General features: G+C 58.2%; 19 protein-coding genes. 9 read left to right on the top strand and 10 right to left on the bottom strand.

The window, feature by feature from the left end; genetic code table 11:
- Nucleotides 1–45: 45 nt before the first annotated feature.
- Nucleotides 46–504, top strand: a complete 459-nt coding sequence (locus HBN79_RS15330) for a DciA family protein (protein ID WP_095001791.1) — start codon at nucleotides 46–48, stop codon at nucleotides 502–504.
- Nucleotides 505–568: 64 nt separating this feature from the next.
- Here the strand turns inward: HBN79_RS15330 and HBN79_RS15335 are convergent, their stop codons facing one another.
- Nucleotides 569–2,053 carry a helicase HerA-like domain-containing protein gene (locus tag HBN79_RS15335; protein ID WP_095022951.1) on the bottom strand — a complete coding sequence of 495 codons (1,485 nt, stop codon included), beginning with the start codon at nucleotides 2,051–2,053 and terminating at the stop codon, nucleotides 569–571.
- Between the two features lie 195 nt (nucleotides 2,054–2,248).
- Between HBN79_RS15335 and HBN79_RS15340 the strand changes: the two genes are divergently transcribed.
- Nucleotides 2,249–4,138 carry a methyl-accepting chemotaxis protein gene (locus HBN79_RS15340; protein WP_095021326.1) on the top strand — a complete coding sequence of 630 codons (1,890 nt, stop codon included), beginning with the start codon at nucleotides 2,249–2,251 and terminating at the stop codon, nucleotides 4,136–4,138.
- Here HBN79_RS15340 and HBN79_RS15345 read toward each other — a convergent pair.
- Nucleotides 4,135–4,314, bottom strand: coding sequence for a hypothetical protein (locus HBN79_RS15345; protein WP_153399463.1), 180 nt, complete (start codon nucleotides 4,312–4,314; stop codon nucleotides 4,135–4,137). The two genes, HBN79_RS15340 and HBN79_RS15345, sit on opposite strands and share 4 nt — an antisense overlap.
- A gap of 52 nt (nucleotides 4,315–4,366) precedes the next feature.
- Entirely contained in the window at nucleotides 4,367–5,215 is an 849-nt protein-coding gene (purU, locus tag HBN79_RS15350; RefSeq protein ID WP_169916858.1) for a formyltetrahydrofolate deformylase, read from the bottom strand.
- A gap of 349 nt (nucleotides 5,216–5,564) precedes the next feature.
- Here purU and mvaT point away from each other — a divergent pair, with 349 nt between their 5' ends.
- Nucleotides 5,565–5,942: a histone-like nucleoid-structuring protein MvaT gene (gene mvaT / locus HBN79_RS15355; protein WP_048363549.1), complete on the top strand. Its 378-nt coding sequence runs from the start codon at nucleotides 5,565–5,567 to the stop codon at nucleotides 5,940–5,942.
- A gap of 76 nt (nucleotides 5,943–6,018) precedes the next feature.
- Here the strand turns inward: mvaT and sbcB are convergent, their stop codons facing one another.
- From sbcB to HBN79_RS15370, 3 genes are all read right to left on the bottom strand, one after another.
- A complete protein-coding gene (sbcB, locus tag HBN79_RS15360; protein ID WP_169916859.1) occupies nucleotides 6,019–7,470 on the bottom strand; it encodes an exodeoxyribonuclease I in 1,452 nt (483 codons plus the stop codon).
- A 67-nt stretch (nucleotides 7,471–7,537) separates the two neighbouring features.
- Complete coding sequence (locus HBN79_RS15365) at nucleotides 7,538–7,897, bottom strand: PilZ domain-containing protein (protein ID WP_095001797.1); 360 nt, start codon at nucleotides 7,895–7,897, stop codon at nucleotides 7,538–7,540.
- Nucleotides 7,898–8,136: 239 nt separating this feature from the next.
- Nucleotides 8,137–8,517: a hypothetical protein gene (locus HBN79_RS15370; protein WP_095001798.1), complete on the bottom strand. Its 381-nt coding sequence runs from the start codon at nucleotides 8,515–8,517 to the stop codon at nucleotides 8,137–8,139.
- Nucleotides 8,518–8,679: 162 nt separating this feature from the next.
- Here HBN79_RS15370 and pyk point away from each other — a divergent pair, with 162 nt between their 5' ends.
- Nucleotides 8,680–10,131 (top strand): pyruvate kinase, encoded by a 1,452-nt coding sequence (gene pyk, locus HBN79_RS15375; RefSeq protein ID WP_088377893.1) that lies wholly within the window; start codon nucleotides 8,680–8,682, stop codon nucleotides 10,129–10,131.
- A gap of 61 nt (nucleotides 10,132–10,192) precedes the next feature.
- Here the strand turns inward: pyk and HBN79_RS15380 are convergent, their stop codons facing one another.
- Nucleotides 10,193–11,128 carry an iron-sulfur-binding ferredoxin reductase gene (locus HBN79_RS15380; RefSeq protein ID WP_169916860.1) on the bottom strand — a complete coding sequence of 312 codons (936 nt, stop codon included), beginning with the start codon at nucleotides 11,126–11,128 and terminating at the stop codon, nucleotides 10,193–10,195.
- A gap of 350 nt (nucleotides 11,129–11,478) precedes the next feature.
- Between HBN79_RS15380 and HBN79_RS15385 the strand changes: the two genes are divergently transcribed.
- A complete protein-coding gene (locus HBN79_RS15385; RefSeq protein WP_095001801.1) occupies nucleotides 11,479–13,002 on the top strand; it encodes a fumarate hydratase in 1,524 nt (507 codons plus the stop codon).
- Nucleotides 13,003–13,121: 119 nt separating this feature from the next.
- On the opposite strand, the gene yiaY is transcribed toward HBN79_RS15385, so the two are convergent.
- Nucleotides 13,122–14,270 (bottom strand): L-threonine dehydrogenase, encoded by a 1,149-nt coding sequence (yiaY, locus tag HBN79_RS15390; protein WP_095001802.1) that lies wholly within the window; start codon nucleotides 14,268–14,270, stop codon nucleotides 13,122–13,124.
- Nucleotides 14,271–14,407: 137 nt separating this feature from the next.
- Between yiaY and HBN79_RS15395 the strand changes: the two genes are divergently transcribed.
- Nucleotides 14,408–15,433 carry a DUF4917 family protein gene (locus tag HBN79_RS15395; RefSeq protein WP_095019258.1) on the top strand — a complete coding sequence of 342 codons (1,026 nt, stop codon included), beginning with the start codon at nucleotides 14,408–14,410 and terminating at the stop codon, nucleotides 15,431–15,433.
- A gap of 154 nt (nucleotides 15,434–15,587) precedes the next feature.
- Here HBN79_RS15395 and HBN79_RS15400 read toward each other — a convergent pair whose 3' ends face one another.
- A complete protein-coding gene (locus HBN79_RS15400) occupies nucleotides 15,588–15,920 on the bottom strand; it encodes a YegP family protein (RefSeq protein ID WP_095001804.1) in 333 nt (110 codons plus the stop codon).
- Between the two features lie 172 nt (nucleotides 15,921–16,092).
- Here HBN79_RS15400 and HBN79_RS15405 point away from each other — a divergent pair, with 172 nt between their 5' ends.
- From HBN79_RS15405 to HBN79_RS15415, 3 genes are all read left to right on the top strand, one after another.
- Entirely contained in the window at nucleotides 16,093–16,632 is a 540-nt protein-coding gene (locus tag HBN79_RS15405; protein ID WP_169916861.1) for an RNA polymerase sigma factor, read from the top strand.
- Nucleotides 16,629–17,570, top strand: a complete 942-nt coding sequence (locus HBN79_RS15410) for a FecR domain-containing protein (RefSeq protein WP_095038651.1) — start codon at nucleotides 16,629–16,631, stop codon at nucleotides 17,568–17,570. Before HBN79_RS15405 ends, HBN79_RS15410 begins: the two co-directional genes overlap by 4 nt.
- Nucleotides 17,571–17,689: 119 nt before the next feature.
- Nucleotides 17,690–20,236, top strand: a complete 2,547-nt coding sequence (locus tag HBN79_RS15415) for a TonB-dependent receptor (RefSeq protein ID WP_153399467.1) — start codon at nucleotides 17,690–17,692, stop codon at nucleotides 20,234–20,236.
- 138 nt (nucleotides 20,237–20,374) lie between these two features.
- On the opposite strand, the gene HBN79_RS15420 is transcribed toward HBN79_RS15415, so the two are convergent.
- Nucleotides 20,375–20,695 (bottom strand): ribbon-helix-helix domain-containing protein, encoded by a 321-nt coding sequence (locus tag HBN79_RS15420; RefSeq protein WP_095001808.1) that lies wholly within the window; start codon nucleotides 20,693–20,695, stop codon nucleotides 20,375–20,377.
- Nucleotides 20,696–20,699: the final 4 nt, after the last annotated feature.

The raw sequence follows: 20,699 nt of genomic DNA on the forward strand, positions 1-20,699 counted from the left end.
AGGCATCTGCTAAGATTGCAGCTCTGTTTTATCAGGTGTTTGAACATGGCATTTCGCCCACATCCAGCACGGGCACCCTCCGTCCTGCTCCGCGAGGCCAAGCCCCTAAAAGCTATTTTCGGCCATGCCAAGCGCCTGGCACACCTGCAACGCCTACTTGAAAGCCAGCTTCAGCCCGCCGCGAGGGAGCATTGTCACGTTGCCTCATGGCGTGAAGGGAGTTTGTTGCTGATCGTGACCGACGGCCATTGGGCCACTCGCCTGCGCTATCAGCAAAAGCGCCTGCTGCGCCAACTGCAGGCATTCGACGAGTTCGCCAGCCTGACCCGCATTTTGTTCAAGGTGCAGCCGCCCACGGTACAGGCCAAGGTCGCGGGGCATACGCTGGATTTGTCCGTCGATGCCGCCCAGACCATCCAGGCAACGGCCGATGGCATTACCGACCCGGCCTTGCGCGCGGCCCTTGAACGCCTGGCCAGCCACGCGCGGCCAAAACCCGACTGATCCTCCTGATCAAGCCCCATTGTGGGAGCGAGCCTGCTCGCTCCCACAGTTGCAGTCTTGTTATTTATTTGCGCTTGCTGTTACCCAGTAACGACCCCAACAGCCCGCGCACCAGCTGACGGCCCATCTGACCCGCCGCCTGACGCGCCATCGACTGCAAGGCCTTGCCTGCTGTCGTGCCCAAAAAGTCTCCCGCCTGATCAAGAAACCCCGGCTCGTGCTGTGCAGCCTGTGTCTGCGCCTGATCTTGCGGCGCCACGCCTTTGCGGGCCATGAGGATTTCATAAGCCGACTCTCGATCAACGGGCTTGTCATAACGCCCCTGCAGCGCTGAACGGCTGATCAATGCAGCCCTTTCGGCCTCCGTCAGCGGGCCTATACGCGATTGCGGTGGCGCAATCAGCACCCGCTGAACCATCGCCGGCGTGCCTTTTTCCTCAAGCATGCCCACCAGAGCCTCCCCCGTGCCCAGCTCCGTCAGTACGGCCAGCGCGCTGAATGCCGGATTGGGGCGAAAGCCGTCTGCCACAGCTTTCAGGGATTTCTGCTCTTTGGCCGTAAAGGCCCGCAGCCCGTGCTGGATACGCAACCCCAACTGTGCCAGCACCGTATCGGGCAAGTCCGCCGGTGATTGAGTGACGAAATACACCCCTACACCCTTGGAACGAATCAACCTGACCACTTGTTCCAGCCGGTCCTGCAATGCTTTTGGCGTACCGGCAAACAACAGATGCGCTTCGTCGAAAAACAGCGCCAGTAAGGGCTTGTCTGCATCGCCGCGCTCGGGCAACTGTTCGAAAAGCTCCGCCAGCAACCACAACAGGAACGTTGCGTAGACCTTGGGCGCTTCATGCACCAGGCGGCTGGCATCGAGCAGATGGATCTGCCCGCGCCCGTCGCTGGCGGGCTGCAAAATATCGTCGAGCTGCAGTGCCGGCTCACCAAACAGGGCTTCTGCACCCTGCTGCTCAAGGGTTGCCAGACGGCGCAACAACGCCTGGCTGGAGCCCGTGGTCATCAGGGCCGCGTCATCGCCAAGCACTTGTGGGTTGTCACGCAGGTGATTGAGCAGTGCCTTGAGGTCTTTAAGGTCAAGCAGCAACAACCCTTCCCGATCCGCCACCTTGAAGGCGGCATAGAGGGCCGACTGCTGGCTGTCGGTCAGCTCCAGCAGGCTGCCCAGCAGCAACGGCCCCATGTCACTCAGGGTCGTGCGCAATGGGTGACCCGTCTTGCCCTGGATATCCCACAAAGTAACCGGATAGGCCTTGGGCTGGTAATTGAGCCAGGGCATTCCCGCGATCCGTTCGGCAATCTTGCCCTGGGGATTGCCGGCCGCACCCAGGCCGCACAAGTCACCCTTGATGTCGGCGGCGAAGACGGCCACCCCGGCATCACTGAACTGTTCAGCCAGCCGCTGAAGCGTAACGGTTTTACCCGTGCCCGTGGCTCCCGCCACTAAACCGTGGCGATTGGCCAGGCGCAAGGACTGCGCGATGGGCTGAGCCGAAAGGTCAGCGCCGATTACTAGAGCAGAAGAGTCAGGCATTTTGCCACCTTTGATTAATCTTTAGCGATCGCGGGTCGATACACACTGAATGCTAGACCACATAAAACCGGATTTAGCGTGGTAAAGCGGCTTGATCAACAGCCAACTTGCCCTGTTCAGGCAGTGCTGAGTAGAGCGCGCGTTTTACCAGAGTGTATGTCGCACACTTTTAGACCTTAGCGGACCCTTCAAGCCATGAATAAAAACCTGCGTTTCAGTCATAAAATCCTGCTTGCCGCGTCCCTGATCGTAATAGCCGCCTTTTCGCTATTTACGCTGTATAACGACTACTTGCAACGCAACGCCATCCGCAACAACCTGGACAACTACCTGCACGAGATGGGCAGTGTCACGGCCAATAACATTCAGACCTGGCTCGGTGGCCGGATCCTGCTGGCGCAAAACCTCGCTGAATCCATCGCCCTGACTCCAGAGCCCGCCCAGGTGGCCAGCCTGCTGGAACAAAAAACCCTGAGCAGTACCTTTATGTCGGTTTATTTTGGTGACAGCCAAGGCGGATTTACCATTCGCCCTGACAGCAAGATGCCTGACGGCTACGACCCGCGCACCCGGCCCTGGTACAAGGATGCGTTCAACAGCAGCAGCTCCAGCCTGACCAAACCCTATATAGATGCTGCCACCGGACAGATGGTCATTACCATCGCGGCCCCGGTAAAAAAGGGCTCTCAAACCCTGGGTGTGGTCGGCGCCGACATGACCCTGCAAGCCATCACCGACAGCATCAACGCGCTGAATTTCAACGGTATGGGTTACGCCTTTCTGATCAATGCCGACGGCGAAATCCTGGTGCACCCGGACAAGAGCCTGGCCACCAGGAACCTGAAGGACATCTATCCGCAGGACACTCCCGCGATCACCACTGCGTTCAGCGAGATCCAGGCCAATGGCAAAACCCGGATCGTAAGCTTCACCCCGATCAAAGGGCTGGGCTCAGCCAACTGGTACATCGGCCTGTCGGTTGACAAGCAGCAGGCTTTCGCAGCGCTCAGTGAGTTCCGTACTTCGGCAATCATTGCCACGGTTATCGCCGTGGTTTCGATCATCGCCCTGCTCGGCCTGTTGATTCGCCTGCTGATGCAACCGCTGCACGTGATGACCCGCGCCATGCAGAATATTGCCGAAGGCGAAGGCGACCTGACGCGCCGCCTGGTGGTGGAGTCCCAGGATGAATTCGGTACCCTGGGCAGCGCATTCAACCGTTTTGTCGAGCGCATTCACGCTTCCATCAGCGAAGTGGCCTCGGCCACCGGCCAAGTCAACGAGGTGGTCCTGCGGGTTGTCAGCGCTTCCAACTCATCGATGCTCAACTCTGACGAACAGGCCAGCCGCACCAGTAGCGTCGCCGCTGCTATCAACGAACTGGGCGCCGCCGCACAGGAGATCGCCCGCAACGCCGCCCAGGCCTCGCACCAGGCCAGCGATGCACGCAGCCTTGCCGAGGAAGGCCAGGAAGTGGTCGAACGCAGCATCAGCTCGATGCAGAAGCTGTCGCAAATGCTTGGCACCTCCAGCGGTCATATCGAGTCGCTTAACGACAAGACGGTGAATATCGGTCAAATCCTGGAGGTGATCACCAGCATTTCCCAGCAAACCAACCTGCTGGCCCTTAACGCCGCCATTGAAGCAGCTCGTGCTGGCGAAGCCGGGCGTGGCTTTGCCGTGGTCGCCGATGAAGTGCGCAACCTGGCACACCGCACCCAGGAATCGGCACAGCAAGTGCAGAAAATGATCGAAGAATTGCAGATCAGTGCCCGAGGCTCAGTGAGCACCATGGAAGAAAGCCAGCGTCACAGCCAGGACAGCGTGGAAATCGCCAACCGCGCGGGCGAGCGCCTGATCAGCGTGACCGAACGCATTGGTGAAATCGACGGCATGAACCAGTCTGTCGCCACGGCAACCGAGGAACAAACCTCGGTGGTCGAGTCGATCAATATGGACATTACCGAAATCAATACGCTGAATCAGGAAGGCGTCGAAAACCTTCAATCAACCCTTCGCGCGTGTTCCGATCTGGAACAGCAGGCTGCCCGCCTGAAGCATCTGGTGGGCAGTTTCAGGATTTAGGCTTCAGGCACACGCTGCATGCCTGCAGCGTCTAGCTCCTGCGCCCAAAGCTCGGCGGCACCGGGGAAGTCGGTGCCGCCCTCGGGGCTGAGGGCATCCGGGTCATAGCGACTCAGACAGCCCTCACCCAAGGTCGGTGGAGCACTGGATGTCGCCTTGTCGAGTGGATCGCTCATCACATCCTCCGCCGGCAATCCTTCGCGAGCAGGCTCGCTCCCACGGTGTCGATCAGAACACTACAGTCTTGTTGCCATGCACCAGCACGCGATCTTCAAGGTGATAACGCAAGCCACGGGCCAGTACCATTTTCTCGACATCACGGCCGAAACGCACCATATCCTCAATGCTGTCACTGTGGCTGACACGTACCACGTCCTGCTCGATGATAGGACCGGCATCCAGCTCTTCAGTCACATAATGGCAGGTTGCACCGATCAGCTTCACGCCCCGCATCGAGGCCTGGTGATAAGGCTTGGCGCCGACAAACGACGGCAGGAAGCTGTGGTGGATATTGATGACCTGGCCGGCATATTCGCTGCACAGGTCAGGTGGCAGGATTTGCATGTAACGGGCCAGTACCACCACTTCGGCAGCATGGTGGTTGACCAGACGCGAGACTTCGGCGAAAGCCGGCTCCTTGTTCTTCGGGTCAACCGGTACGTGATAGAACGGGATGCCATGCCACTCGACCATGCTGCGCAGGTCATCGTGGTTGGAGATCACGCAGGAAATATCGCAGTCCAGTTCATCGCTGTGCCAGCGGTGCAGCAGATCTGCCAGGCAGTGGGATTCGCGGCTCGCCATCAATACCACGCGTTTTTTCTGCGCCGTATCGGTAATGCGCCACTCCATCGAGAACTCTTCGGCGATCGGGGCAAATGCCTCACGAAACGCCTCCAGCCCGAACGGCAGGGAATCGGCACGAATCTCGTGACGCATAAAGAACCAACCGCTCTGGTCGTCCGAGTGGTGGCTTGCTTCAGTGATCCAGCCATTGTGGGAGGCAAGGAAATTGCTGACCTTGGCGACAATGCCGACGCCGTCGGGGCACGCAATCACCAACCGAAAAGTGCGCATGAGGGGAAAACTCCAAAAACTTTACTAAGGCCGCCATTCTAGCGAGTGCGCAGCAAAACTGCAGTATTCGTTACAGCTCGGCACCTGCGCCATCGGGTCGCGCACCGAAGGTGCCACACCAGCATCGACGTGGCCTGCACTGCAATGGACGGACACTTGCCGATGTTATTGATCGTCCATATTAACCTCACTGTAGCGCGGTGTATTTAATAGCGCGCATATTCCCGAGGGCAAAGTTAATGAATAAAATTTTAAATTAAATAGCCCTTTCATGTTTACTTGCAGTAACTGTCTGACTACTATTGCGCCACTGTCTCCCTGACATCCTTTTCAACATAAGGTTATCCTCATGTCCTTGATCAACGAATATCGTGCAACCGAAGAAGCCATCAAAGAACTGCAAGCCCGCCTGAAGAACCTGTCCGAAGACGACAAACTTCAAACCGAGCTGGAATTTGAAGGCAAACTGCGCACGCTGATGGGCGAATACCAAAAATCGCTACGCGATATCATCGCTCTGCTGGATCCGGAATCCAAAGTTAGCAAAGCACCTCGCGGCGTTGTTAAAACCACCGGCACCAAACGTGCCCGTAAGGTTAAACAATACAAAAACCCACACAATGGTGAAGTGATTGAAACCAAAGGTGGCAACCACAAAACTCTGAAAGAGTGGAAAGCCAAGTGGGGCGGCGACGTGGTTGAAGGCTGGGCTACTTTGCTCGACTAAGTGACACCGGGCCCGCAACTATTTTGCGATGCCACTAAAAAACGCCAGCATGCTGGCGTTTTTTATTGCCTGTGTTTTAGTCAGCACTCTCGGCGGGCGGGCTCAACCCGACACGCCGGCTCAATGCCTGGGCATAGCGCTGCCATTCGCCCAGAAGCTTTAGCTGGGCCGGCGTGGCACTGCGCGACAGCTCATCTGCTGCCTGCATAAAGCTGTCCAGGGTCAAAGGCGCACCCATGGCCGGATCCGACAAACGCTGCTGGCAGAAGATATGCCAACGCTGCTGTTCTTGTTCACTCAGGGTATGTGGAAAGTTTCGGGCGCGGTATCGAAACAATAATTCGGGCAAGCGCTCATCATCAAATGGCCATGTATCTTTGGCCAATTGCTCCGGGTCACTGTGCCTGACCTGCTCACACAGTCGACGGTCTCGATCGCCAATAAACCCGTCATACAATTGCTGCTCCGGATCTTCACTGGGGGCAAAGTCTTCGCGGGCATAAATGGCCGACAACTTTTCCTGCCAAACTTGCTGAGCCTCAACAAGGCTCCGGGCTCGCGCGTGATAGAGGTCCATGTCCAGTTGCAATCGCTGTTGGTCCTGGGCACGCACTACATTCAAGGGGGCGACCACCGGGCAACGATTAACTTGAATCAGCTTTAGCCCAACGGGTAATTGACCGTCGGGTAAATCTTCACGCCGGGTATAGAGCATCTTGCGCAACGCTGCGGCGTCCATCTCCAGTAAAGGCTGAGGGTCTATGTGCAGGTCGTAGACAATCAGAGCATTACGATTCTTTGGGTGCCAACCCAGCGGCAAGACCACACCGGCATAATGTCTGGCCGCGGAAAAACGCCCCGAGATATGCAGCATGGGCTGCAATAGCCGAATTTGATCAAGCACACGTTGTTTGCTGCGCAACTGGAATAACCAGTCATATAACTTGGGTTGTTTGTCACGAATCAGCCGGGCCAGCGCAATGGTTGCCCGTACATCGGACAACGCATCGTGGGCCTGGCCATGATCAATCCCGTTAGCCGCCGTCAACCGTTCAAGCTTGAGCGTCACCCGCCCCTCTTCCTCTGGCCAGACGATGCCTTCAGGCCGCAGGGCATAGGCTGTTCGCACCACATCAATGAGGTCCCAGCGACTGTTGCCACCCTGCCATTCACGCGCATAAGGGTCGAAGAAGTTTCGGTAGAGACTGTAGCGCGTTACCTCATCATCAAAGCGCAACGAGTTGTAGCCCGCCCCGCAAGTGCCGGGCAGGGCCAGCTGGGCATGGGTGCGAGTCATGAACTCGGCTTCGCCCAGGCCTTTGTCTTCGAGACGAGCGGGCGTGATGCCGGTGATCAGGCAGGCCATGGGATGAGGGAGGATATCGTCGCTTGGCTGACAATAGAGGTTGACCGGCTGATCAATCTCGTTGAGTTCAAGGTCGGTGCGGATGCCGGCCACTTGCACCGCCCGGTCGCAGCGCGGGTTGATACCGGTGGTTTCGTAGTCGTACCAGAAGATAGAGGTCACGGGGTGTTCCTGAGCAGTAGACCCGGACAGTCTAGGCGCTCAAACCCGGGCAAGACCAGCCCCGGGACTATGCAGAGGCTTGCAGGGGCTGGAAGCTGAAGTAGCGCTGCAAGGCACTGATCAAACCGCTGTACTCGGCAGGTGGCTGATACAGGATAAACCCGGAATCGTAATAATGCGGCGTTAGATCCTCACGACACCACAGGCAACGCGCTGTCAGGTCGATAAACTGCACCTCCCCATCGGCACCGGGAAGCTTGATCCGAAACTCGAAATTGGCGTCGACCAACATCGGTAACTGGCTGATCAGCATCAACCCGCCATCAGACACATTGCCCAGATAGCCAATAGGCTTGTCAGTGAACCGATTGAACACTTTCAGGAAAAACGTCAGTTGGTGCCGCTGGATAAGCCGTTCGATAACCATGTTCAACTTCACTATAGAGAGGCCATTCAGCATGGCCGCGCTGGCGTCTCGAAACGCCCTGTCCCCCACATCCGGGCCAACAGTCACGTGTAGATCTGCCCGCCATCTTCACCTGAAGCTCGACATATCAAGCAGCGACAGAACGAGCAATCCGTTTGAGTACCAAGAGAAACAAAAAACACTCGAACGAATTTGATATTAGCCAACCGGGCACAAATGACCAGTTTAAATTTCGCCCATCATGGAATGCTTACAGGCACTGCCTGGGCAGTAGTGCCGGGGCCCGGGATGAACCTGAGAATGCGCAATGTCTCGATCCGAGCCTTGGCCCGGTAGGCGTACTCGCTCTTGGGAAATTCGTTGATGATGTACTGGTAGGTCTGGGACGCATCCAAGTAAAACTTCGTACGCTCAAGACACAGTCCACGGAGCATAGCTGTTTGTGGCCAAATGTACGGGCGACTACGACTGTCGCGATCAACCTCGGACAACTCAAGCATTACCGTTTCACAATTGCCCCGGTCGTAAGCACGATAGGCATTGTTCAAATGATGGTTCATCGACCAACGGGTACAGCCGGTCGCACTGGCGACCAAGATTAAAACGAGCACGATTCGCATGGGGCATCTCCTGTTCATAACAGTGTATCGACCCCACGGCCAGATTCTTCAGACAACAGACCCGATGCACCACAACTTAAGCAGAAAGTAGTGCAGAGGAACAATGACTACAGCCAAAGACCATAGTAGCCTTTGGCAGCGCTTGAACTCAGGAGTCTTTGCATGTCTGTTCGTCGAACCAAAATTGTTGCCACACTTGGCCCTGCCAGCAATTCACCGGAAATGCTGGAACAGCTGATCCTCGCTGGCTTGGACGTTGCCCGTCTGAACTTTTCCCACGGCACCCCCGACGAGCACAAGGCTCGCGCCAAGCTGGTACGTGACATCGCTGCCAAGCACGGTCGTTTCGTAGCCCTGCTGGGTGACCTGCAAGGCCCGAAAATTCGTATCGCCAAATTTGCCAACAAAAAGATCGAGCTGAAGATCGGTGATCAATTCACCTTCTCCACCAGCCATCCGTTGACCGAAGGCAACCAGCAAGTGGTCGGCATCGACTACCCGGACCTGGTTAAAGACTGCGGCGTCGGCGACGAGCTGCTGCTCGATGACGGCCGTGTGGTGATGCGTGTAGACACTGCCACCGACGACGCCCTGCACTGCACCGTGCTGATCGGCGGCCCACTGTCCGACCACAAAGGCATCAACCGTCGCGGTGGTGGCCTGACCGCACCGGCCCTGACTGAAAAAGACAAGGCCGACATCAAGCTGGCTGCCGAAATGCAAGTCGACTACCTGGCCGTGTCGTTCCCGCGTGACGCTGCCGACATGGAATACGCCCGCCAACTGCGCGACGAAGCCGGCGGTACTGCCTGGCTGGTAGCGAAGATTGAACGCGCCGAAGCCGTAGCCGATGACGAAACCCTCGACGGCCTGATCAAGGCCAGCGACGCGGTGATGGTTGCCCGTGGCGACCTCGGTGTTGAAATCGGCGATGCCGAGCTGGTGGGCATCCAGAAGAAAATCATTCTGCACGCACGTCGCCACAATAAAGCGGTGATCGTGGCAACCCAGATGATGGAGTCGATGATCCAGAACCCGATGCCAACTCGTGCCGAAGTGTCCGACGTTGCCAACGCCGTTCTCGACTACACCGACGCCGTGATGCTCTCGGCTGAAAGTGCTGCCGGCGCCTACCCGCTGGAAGCCGTGCAGGCTATGGCGCGCATCTGTGTCGGCGCTGAAAAGCACCCGACCAGCAAAACGTCCAGCCACCGTATCGGTAAAACCTTCGAAAGCTGCGACCAGAGCATTGCGCTGGCGGCCATGTACACCGCCAACCACTTCCCGGGTGTCAAAGCGATCATCGCCCTGACTGAAAGCGGCTACACACCGTTGATCATGTCGCGCATCCGTTCTTCGGTGCCGATCTACGCCTACTCCCCGCACCGTGAGACCCAGGCGCGCGCAGCGATGTTCCGTGGCGTTTACACCGTACCGTTCGACCCGGCATCGCTGCCGCCAGAACAGGTCAGCCAGGCCGCGATTGACGAGCTGCTCAAGCGTGGCGTTGTGGAGAAAGGCGACTGGGTCATCCTGACCAAGGGCGACAGCTACCACACCATCGGCGGCACCAACGGCATGAAGATCCTGCATGTCGGCGACAAAATGGTTTAAGCCCGGTAAAGCTTGAATCCAAAGCCCCGCCCGAGTGATCAGGCGGGGCTTTTTTATGCCCTCAACTTCGCGTCAAAAAGGCATCGGCCAACAGCTGATTGCGCGGCAAGCCCGCCATAAACAGGCGCCTGGCAAAGGCATCGACCGTGTCGGGGTGGCCGCAGACCAGGGCGTGGGTCTGGCGCGAAAGAACACGCATCTGTAACAGGTAGTCGGGCAACTGAGGGCGTTCAAGGTACTCAATCACAAACCCTGGACAAGCCGCCGACAGGGCCAGCAGTTCGTTCTGGAGGTAATGCTCAGCCTTGTCGCGGGCCACATGCACCAGCCGTATCGGGCCTTGATGATCCTGACGCAAGGCCTCACGCAATACGCCATACAACGGCCCCAGGCCGGTACCCGACGCCAGCAGCCAGAGCGGTTGCTCCTGCCAGTCCGGGTCATAGCGCAGCGCGCCGCCACGCAACTCGCCCAGCCGCACAACGTCACCGACCTTGAACTGCCGCGCCGCGTCGATGAACTCACCGGGGTGCGCACAATCGAGGTGAAACTCCAGAAAGCGATCTTCTCCGGGCAGGCTGGCCAACGAGTACGGGCGCGCAATGCCGCCAGCCCACAGCACCACATGCTGGCCTGCGCGATAACGCAAAGCTCGCTGCGGCGTGAGGCGCAAGCGCAACACCGTCGGACTGAGCCAGTCGAGTCCTGCCACTTGGGCCGGCACACCGTCGCGCAGCGGGTTAAAGGCTTCAATCTGCAGATCTTCGACAATTTGACACTGACAGGCCAGGCGCCAGCCCTGCTCATGCTGGTCCCGACTCAATGCCTCGGGCTTGAGATCGGCGGGCTCACCACGCACGCAGCGCACCAGGCAGGCATGGCAACTGCCCGCCCGGCAACTGTAGGGCACCGACACGCCAACCTGATTCAAGGCATCGAGCAGGTTAGTGTTCGGGGCAACTGACCAGTGCTGGTCAGCGACGTGTAACTGGGGCACTGCTGGCCTCCGCAGGGTAAGCCTGTGGGAGCTGGATTGCTCTCGATGCAGGCGGCGCGGTTTTTTTGAATGACCGCGGTGATGCAATCGCGAGCAAGCCCGCTCCCACAGTTGATCTTCATATATTTCGTGGTTTTACAGTTTAACTTATCACCCCTCGTCCACCCCCTACTTTCGTTTGCACCTCTACGGGTGTATCAGTGAGAGTACCGGGTTATACTGCCGCGCCGTTTTTGTACCGGTCATGCGTGTCCGGTATGCCAAGCAAAGATGTTTTCGACAGACCGATGCACCAAGGTCGCAAACACCTTATTGATTGTATGTTCCCGTCTTATAGAGGAGCGCGACCCATGACCGTGATCAAGCAAGACGACCTGATTCAGAGCGTTGCTGACGCCCTGCAATTCATTTCCTACTACCACCCCGTGGACTTCATCCAGGCCATGCACGAAGCCTACCTGCGCGAAGAATCGCCAGCGGCCCGTGACTCGATGGCGCAAATCCTGATCAACTCGCGCATGTGTGCCACCGGCCACCGTCCGATCTGCCAGGACACCGGCATCGTCACCGTATTCGTACGCGTCGGCATGGACGTGCGCTGGGATGGTGCCACCATGGGCCTGGACGACATGATCAACGAAGGCGTGCGTCGCGCTTACAACCTGCCGGAAAACGTCCTGCGTGCTTCGATCCTGGCCGACCCGGCCGGTGCCCGTCGCAACACCAAGGACAACACCCCTGCAGTGATCCACTACTCCATCGTTCCGGGCAACACCGTGGAAGTGGACGTGGCAGCCAAGGGCGGCGGTTCCGAGAACAAGTCGAAAATGGCCATGCTCAACCCGTCCGACTCGATCGTTGACTGGGTGCTCAAGACCGTTCCGACCATGGGCGCGGGCTGGTGCCCACCGGGCATGCTGGGTATCGGCATCGGCGGCACCGCGGAAAAAGCCGCAGTGATGGCCAAGGAAGTGTTGATGGAATCCATCGACATTCACGACCTGATCAAGCGTGGCCCGAGCAACCGTATCGAAGAGATGCGCATCGAGCTGTTCGAGAAGGTCAACCAGCTGGGCATCGGCGCCCAGGGCCTGGGCGGCCTGACTACCGTGCTCGACGTAAAAATCATGGACTACCCGACCCACGCAGCGTCCCTGCCGGTGTGCATGATCCCGAACTGCGCCGCCACCCGCCACGCCCACTTCGTGCTGGACGGCTCCGGCCCGGCAGCCCTCGAAGCGCCACCGCTGGACGCCTACCCGGAAATCGTCTGGGAAGCCGGCCCGTCGGCCCGCCGTGTCAACCTTGACACCCTGACCCCGGAAGACGTGCAGAGCTGGAAGCCGGGCGAGACCGTCCTGCTCAACGGCAAAATGCTCACCGGTCGCGACGCGGCGCACAAGCGCATGGTCGAAATGCTGAACAAGGGTGAAACCTTGCCGGTAGACCTCAAGGGTCGCTTTATCTACTACGTTGGCCCGGTTGATCCGGTGCGTGACGAAGTGGTTGGCCCTGCAGGCCCGACCACCGCTACGCGAATGGACAAGTTCACTCGTCAGATCCTTGATCAGACCGGCTTGCTGGGCATGATCGGCAAGTCCGAGCGCGGCCCTACCGCCATTGAAGCGATCAAGGAACACAAAGCCGTGTATCTGATGGCTGTGGGCGGTGCTGCTTACCTGGTCGCCCAGGCGATCAAAAAGTCCCGTGTAGTGGCCTTTGCCGAACTGGGCATGGAAGCGATCTACGAGTTCGATGTCAAAGACATGCCGGTTACGGTGGCAGTCGACAGTAAAGGCGAGTCGGTGCACATCACCGGCCCGGCGATCTGGCAGAAGAAAATCAGCGACAGCCTGGCTGTAGAAGTGCAATAAGCGCTTTTAGCCAGAAATAAAAAGGCCGGGTTATTAACCCGGCCTTTTTTATGCCTGTCCAAAAGCCCCCTCACCCTGGCCCTCTCCCGGAGGGAGAGGGTTGGGGTGAGGGCAAGCCGTTAAAACGCGTTACGGAAGATCTCTTCAATCTGCCCCTGATCGGCTTTGCGCGGGTTGGTAAAACCACAGGCATCTTTCAAGGCGTTGGTGGCCAGGATCGGGATGTCATCCAGCTTGGCGCCCAAATCCCGCAGCCCGGCAGGAATCTCGACATCCTTGGCCAGAGTACGAATCGCCGCAATGGCCGCTTGCGCGCCCTCTTCCGGGCTCAAGCCACGTACATCGGCACCCAGTGCATGGGCGACATCGGTCAGGCGGGCTGCACACACACTGGCATTGAACGTCTGCACATGGGGCAACAACACCGCGTTGCATACACCGTGGGGCAAATCATAGAAGCCGCCCAACTGGTGCGCCATCGCATGCACAAAGCCCAGCGAGGCATTGTTGAAGGCCATGCCCGCGAGGAACTGTGCGTAAGCCATATTCTCCCGCGCCGTCAGATTCTTGCCGTCGCTTACCGCCTGACGCAGGTTCTGGCTGATCAGTTCCATCGCCTTGATCGCGCAGGCATCGGTAATGGGATTGGCCGCCGTGGACACATATGCCTCGATGGCGTGGGTCAACGCGTCCATGCCCGTGGCGGCAGTCAGGCCCTTGGGCATCGCCACCATCAACTCAGGGTCGTTAACCGACAGCAGCGGCGTCACGTTGCGGTCAACAATGGCCATTTTCACATGGCGCTCTTCGTCGGTGATGATACAAAACCGCGTCATCTCACTGGCCGTGCCGGCCGTGGTATTGATCGACACCAGCGGTAACTGCGGCTTGGCCGAGCGATCGACGCCTTCGTAATCACGGATATGCCCGCCATTGGTGGCACACAGCGCTATACCCTTGGCGCAGTCATGGGGCGAGCCGCCACCCAGCGACACAATAAAGTCGCACTGATGCTCCTTGAGCACCTTCAAGCCCGCCTCGACGTTGGCAATGCTCGGGTTCGGCTTGGCGCCGTCGAAAATCACCGAATCAATATCCTGCAACGCGAGCTTCTCGGCGATCAACGTCGCAACCCCCGCCTTGGCCAACCCCGCGTCGGTCACAATCAAGGCCTTGCGAAAACCATAATTACGAATCGCAGTCATGGCTTCATCCAGGCAACCGTTACCCATAATGTTTACAGCAGGAATAAAGAAAGTGCTGGTCATGTCGAGTCCTCTTCGCGGGTCATTGGCTAATTCGGTCTCCACAGCTTCCTCCAATCACAAAGCAGCAATGTTGATCTGGCTCAACACTTGAGCGTGATAAAGTCCGCTACCGCCCACGCCTTGAGACGATATTTGCGATGACCCCCTTCCAGGAATTTGATGCCCAACTAGAAGACTGGAACCAGTTACGCACCAGCACCCCGTGCAGCGGACTGCTGATTGGCAACGGCGCCAGCATGGCCGTGTGGCATGATTTCTATTACGACTCGCTGTTTGAAAAAGCCAAAAGCGTGGCCGAAAAGCCGCTGAGCCAGACCGAACTCAGCGTGTTCGAGGCCCTCGGCACGCGCAATTTCGAACATGTGCTCAGCGCCCTGAAAACCGCAAGCAAGGTCAACAAGGCACTGGCCATCAACTCGGCCTCGCCGCGCAAACGCTACTACGCAATCAAGGAAGCCCTGATCAACTGCACCCAGGACGTGCACATCCCCTGGCGCCTGATGCAGCCCGAAACCCTGGCCTGCTGGAACGAAGAACTGGCGCGCTACGCCACGGTGTACTGCGCCAACTATGACCTGCTGGCACCCTGGGCCGTGATGCACGCACCCAAAGGTTTCAACGACCTGTTCGGTACCCCGCAGGCAACCTTTGAGCCTGCCGCGGCACTGGCCAAAAGCAGGACTACACGTGTGCTGTACCTGCACGGCGCGCTGCACCTGGTGAAAAACCAGGAAGGCAAGGCGCGCAAGCTGGCAGCCAACCAACCCACATTGCTAAGCAACTTTGCGATCAACCACTCCATCAGCGCCCTGGACGACGTACCGCTGTTTGTCAGCGAAACCGGCAGCGAAGACAAGCGAAAATCCATTCGCCAGTCCGATTACCTGTCTTTTTGTCATGAGCAGTTGCTGACCCAGAAAGACGCGCTGTGCATCTTCGGCCACAGCTTGGGCGAGCAAGACCAGCACCTGATCGATGCCTTGCGCCAGGCACCGTTGAAAACCCTGTGCATCTCGATTTACCCGCGCAGCGAAGCCTTTATTCGCTTTCAGAAAAACCACTACACAGCGTTGTTTGCCGACAAGAAGCTTGAACTGCGCTTCTTTGATTCAAAAACCCATCCGTTGGGCGATACCAGGCACTCAGTACCTGTGGAACGGTAAACCTGTAGCCGCTGACGAGCAGCGGCAACAGGAAAAACTGCAACTGTGGGAGCGAGCCTGCTCGCGAAGGTCGTTCGCGAGCAGGCTCGCTCCCACAATAGGGTTTGATCTACAACAGAGTATCTACAGGGTTACAAGAGCACACATTCAGGTATCAAAATTTCTCTTTGATCACCGTGGTCGGGCCATTGTGCTTGACGCTGGCAATGCCCTTGTCCCGCGCGGCCTCCGAGGAGTACAGCTCGCTGGTGCCGATGATCTGGTGATTGGCCGCCTTCAGGTTGAAGTATGGCTTGCCGTCCTTGGCCACTTTCTTCTCGTAGCGCTCATCCAGCGGGCTGTTGACCTGCACCGAGGCGATCCCGCCCTTGGCCGCCGCCAGCGTGGTGTATTGCTCGCTGACCAGAATGGTTTCGGCATTCGCCGCCTTCAGTACAAACCGGAACTGCCCGCTGCTGGTCTTGCTCAACTCATACCAACCCGACATAGCCTTTCTCCCGAAATTAAAGGTTCCTGCACTTATTCAGTAAAGACCCCATGGGCTATTTATCCATTTATCGACAGGAATGAAGGAAACAGGAAATTTCAACGAGACAAATAGCAATGGTTATCGATACCATTCGCAGCTTATTTGCATCGCTGTGTCTATAAGGATCTTCATGTCTGGCCTTAAACCCGATCCGCCCGCGGCCGATCACTTTCGCGAGTTCTATACGCAAATTTTGCACTTTCTGCGCAAGCGTACCGACAACACCAGCGATGCAGCCGACATGACCCAGGATGTTTTCACCCAATGGCTGGGCTATCAGGACCGAGGCAAAATCGAACAGCCCCGGGCGTTTTTGTTCCAGATGGCGCGCAATCTGTTGCGCGATCACTGGCGTCGACAGCAAGTGCGACACGCCGCTCACGGCGAGCACAGTGAAAGTGAGGCCGAGCCCTTGAGCGATGACAGGGATGATCCGATGGTCGCAGCCCTGCGCCTGCAACGCCTTGAACAACTTAAAAGGGTAGTTGCAGAACTCTCGCCCAGACGTCGAGAAGCCCTTATGCTGCACCGTTTTGAAGGCTTGAGTCAGGCACAGATTGCCGAACGCATGGGGATATCCGTGAGCATGGTTGAAAAGCACATTGCCCAGGCCTTGCTGCACTGCAAGCAACATCTACAGCAGGACAGCGGCAAGGAGCAGACACAATGAGCCCTTTTCACACGGCCGGTGACGACAGCATCGATGAACAGGCCGCCAATTGGTTTGCACGCAACCGCAATACCCGCAACCAAGGCAGTTGCGAACAATTCAACGCCTGGCATGCCAACCCGAGTCATGCCCGGGCCTATACCGAATTTGAATCGTTGTGGGCCGACCTGGGAGAACTTGAACAGATCAACTCGCCGGTCCCCCTCCCTGCCAAGCCCCGGCGCGCACACTTTGCGCTAGCCACTGCTGCCGCCGTGCTCTGCGCCGTCTTTGCACTGAACCTGGGCGCCCCGGTGGCGCTGCATCAACAGCAGGTCAGCACACTGGCCCAAGGCGCCCGCACGATATTGCTACCCGACGGCAGCACCCTGAACGTGAATGCCAACACGCGCTTGAGCCTGGACTTCAGCGCCCACCAGCGTGACATCTATCTGGACCAGGGCCAGCTTTACATCGAGGTCGCGGCCAACAAGGAGCAGCCGTTGGTGGTGCATGCCGGGGAGGCGCGCATACGGGTGGTCGGCACGGGGTTCGATGTACGCCGCAGTTCGCGCCAATTGGTGGTCAGCGTGGCCCACGGCGAGGTTGCGTTCATCCCAGACCCCAGGTCAGCAATGCTGCTGGGTGCACAACAACGCGCCACCTGGGACTACAACAGGGGAGCACTCATAGAACAGACGTTGAGTGCGGGCGAAGTGGCGGGCTGGCGCAGCGGCCATCTGTCCTTTCGCAATCGCGAACTGGCCAGCCTGGTGGATGAACTGGACCTCTACCGCCCGGGCCTGATTCAGTTGGCCGACGGCCCGCTGACTGGCTACAAGGTTTCAGGCAACCTGGATGTCAGCGATCCACTGGCACTGGTCAAAGCCCTGCCCGCCCTGATCCCGGTAAAAACCGTGCTGCTGGACAGCGGTAAAATCCGTATCGAACCACGCTAAAAAACATATGCGAATATTTTACATTCGCATATGTGGTTTTTTCATTTTGCTGCGTCTTCCTCCGGTCTGCGTTGCTAACGCATGTCTTTTTGGCCTTTGTTGCCACACCGGGGGATTTCATGTTTCGCGCACCACATTGCTTCTCGCATTTGTACACCCGCCCGACACTGCTGGCGGCTTGCCTGGCGATCAGCCTGCAAGCCCACGCGGAGTCGATCCAACTGCAACTGCCAGCACAATCGCTGGCCAGTTCGCTGAGCGAGGTGGCACAGCAGGCAAAAATCCAGCTGCTGTTCGACGAAGCCCTGTTACGCAACGTGAAAGCCCCGGCACTCAGTGGCACCTTCGAGCCACAGGAAGCTATCCAGCGCCTGCTCAAAGACACCGACTTCAGCCTTGTGCAGATCGATCGCACCTACGTCGTGCGGCCCCGGGAGTCCGGCACCACCACCAGCAACAGCCTGGAGCTGGGCGCAGTCAGCGTGGTCGGCAACGGTAGCGAGGTCGACTCCAGCAACGTCGGCAAGTCGACCATGACCCAGGAGCAAATCAACCGCTATCAGGCCAATAACATCCCCAGCCTGCTCGCCACCCTGCCAGGCATCAACCTCGGCGGCTCGCTCAAGCCCGGTGGCCAGACCATCAATATCTGGGGCATGGGAGAAGCCGAAGACGTACAAATGACCGTCGATGGCGCGACCAAAAGCGGCTTTGAACGCTACAAACAGGGCACGATTTTTATCGAACCCGAGCTGATCAAACGCCTGGAAGTCGAAAAAGGCCCCCACGATATCCACACCGGCAATGGCGGTTTTGCCGGTGTTGTGCACATGGAAACCAAGGACGCGACCGACTTGCTCGAAGAGGGCAAGAACACCGGCGCCATGCTCAAATACGGCTACAGCAGCAACGACCATCAACAGGTCTACAGCGGCGCTGTTTACGGTCGCACCGAAGATGGTCGTGCCGACGCCCTGTTTTACTACACCAGGCGCGACGGCGACGATATGAAGCTGGCCGGTAAAATGCCCAACCCCGGCAATGTCTACCCGGTTAACCCGCAGCGTCTGCCCAATACGGCCCAGGACCTGGACGGACAACTGCTCAAGCTCAACTTGCACCTCAATGACGAACACAGTGTGGGCATGTCTTACTCGCGCTCGAACAACTATTTGTGGGTGCCCTTCTCGGCCGTCAGTTACCCGGCGCCACCCAGCCAGGCCAACATCGACAAATATGGCTACGACATAGCAGCGCGGCGCTACCTGTCCAACCGCTCGACGATCGACACCACCTGGTCGGCCAAATACAAATACGAACCCCTGGACAACCCGCTGGTGGATCTGGAGGTCAAGTACTCACACTCCAACACCGAGCAAACCGACAAGCGCGATGCCCAGGCCTTTACCCAGCCCACCAGCGGCGGGCGCAAGATGGAAACCGGCTACACCGATGACATGCTCCAGGTCGAGAACATCAGCCTGTTTGCCAGCGGCCCGCTGGACCATGCAGTGACCACCGGCGTGCAACTTCGCAAGCACCAGCGTGATGTGGACATGTGGATGCCGGGCGGTATCTACGACGTCGAAAAGTACAACTACGGCCACTACCAGCCCAACTTCATGCCCCGGGGCAAGGTCGACACCAACAGCTTCTATATTCAGGACGCCATCACCTGGGGTGACTTCACCCTCACGCCGTCCATGCGCTACGACCACGTACGCAATCGCGGCCAGGAAAACGACGCGCCGTACTATAACCACCCGGAGTTGGGTCACGACTACAGCGACAAAACCTACACCGGCTGGTCGCCTCGCCTGTCGGCCTTCTGGAAAATCACCCCGAAAACCGCCCTGTTCCTGGACTACAGCAAAACCTGGCGTGCCCCGGTGATTGACGAGCAGTACGAAGTACAAGGCGTCGGCAGCCGCACCTCCAGCAGCCTGGGCCTTGATCCGGAGCGCATCACCGGCTGGCGCGGCGGCAACATCACCACCTTCGACAAGATTTTTGGCGACAACGACCACGCCCTGGTGCGTACCACCCTGTTCCGCAACACCGTCGACGACGAGATTTTCAAGGCCACGGGGATAGGCTGCGCCGCGCAAACGCCCACTGTCAGCATGAGCGATGCGTGCGGGCCCAACATGCCCAACTACCGCAATATTGGCAGCGTGACGATCAAGGGCTTCGAAATTGAAAGTTTCTACGAATCCACCTACGTGTTCGGATCACTGTCATATGCATGGATGACCGGCAAACACCAAGGCGCCTACACCAACCCTTGGGGTCCCAACGTCTGGGCGCGTGACATACCCGCTCCCAAGTGGATTGCCGTACTGGGTACCAAGATCCCGAGCCTGGATGCCCGGATTGGCTGGAAGGGAGAATTCGTACGCAAGACCGACCGCTTGCCAAGCGATAACTACTACAGCAGCCCGATCAGTGCGCTGGGCGACCGCTACTGGGACCAGTTCCCCAACGACAGCTACAACGTGCAGGGCCTGTTTGCCAACTGGAAGCCGCAGCAGCCGTACCTCAAGGGCACCGAAGTCAACTTCACCCTGGACAACATGTTCAATAAAAACTATCAGCCGATGCTCAGTGGCGAAAACGCCTACAGCCAGGGCCGCAATGCCAAGATCAGCGTGACGCGGTTCTTCTGAGTTGGCTGATCCGGCAAACCCTCTGTAGGAGCGGGCTTGCTCGCGATTCCGCCGGCACGGTGTATCTGGCCGACCGCGCCGATGCCATCGCGGGCAAGCCCGGCTCCCACGGGTGTGTACCGCTCACACCCGCAAGCGCTATTGCGGGAGAGCGCGGCTACTGTTACGTGCTACCACACTCAACTCCGGCGCCTGCACCCGGCGCTGGCTCAAGTAGCGGGTGCAGCTCACGCGCAGGAACGAGGCAAAGTTGACTACTTCGCCGCGATAATCCATCACCTCTTCATAGAGCTTGGCCACCAACTGGTTGGTGGTCATGCCATCTGTTTCGGCGATTTCGCTGAGGATGTCCCAGAACTGGTTTTCCAGGCGCAAAGTGGTGACCACGCCGCAAATACGCAATGAGCGCGAACGTGACTCGTAAAGAATCGGGTCGGCTTTTACATACAGTTCACACATGGTC

Source organism: Pseudomonas sp. WS 5051, assembly GCF_012985715.1.
Taxonomy (GTDB): Bacteria; Pseudomonadota; Gammaproteobacteria; order Pseudomonadales; family Pseudomonadaceae; genus Aquipseudomonas; species Aquipseudomonas bubulae.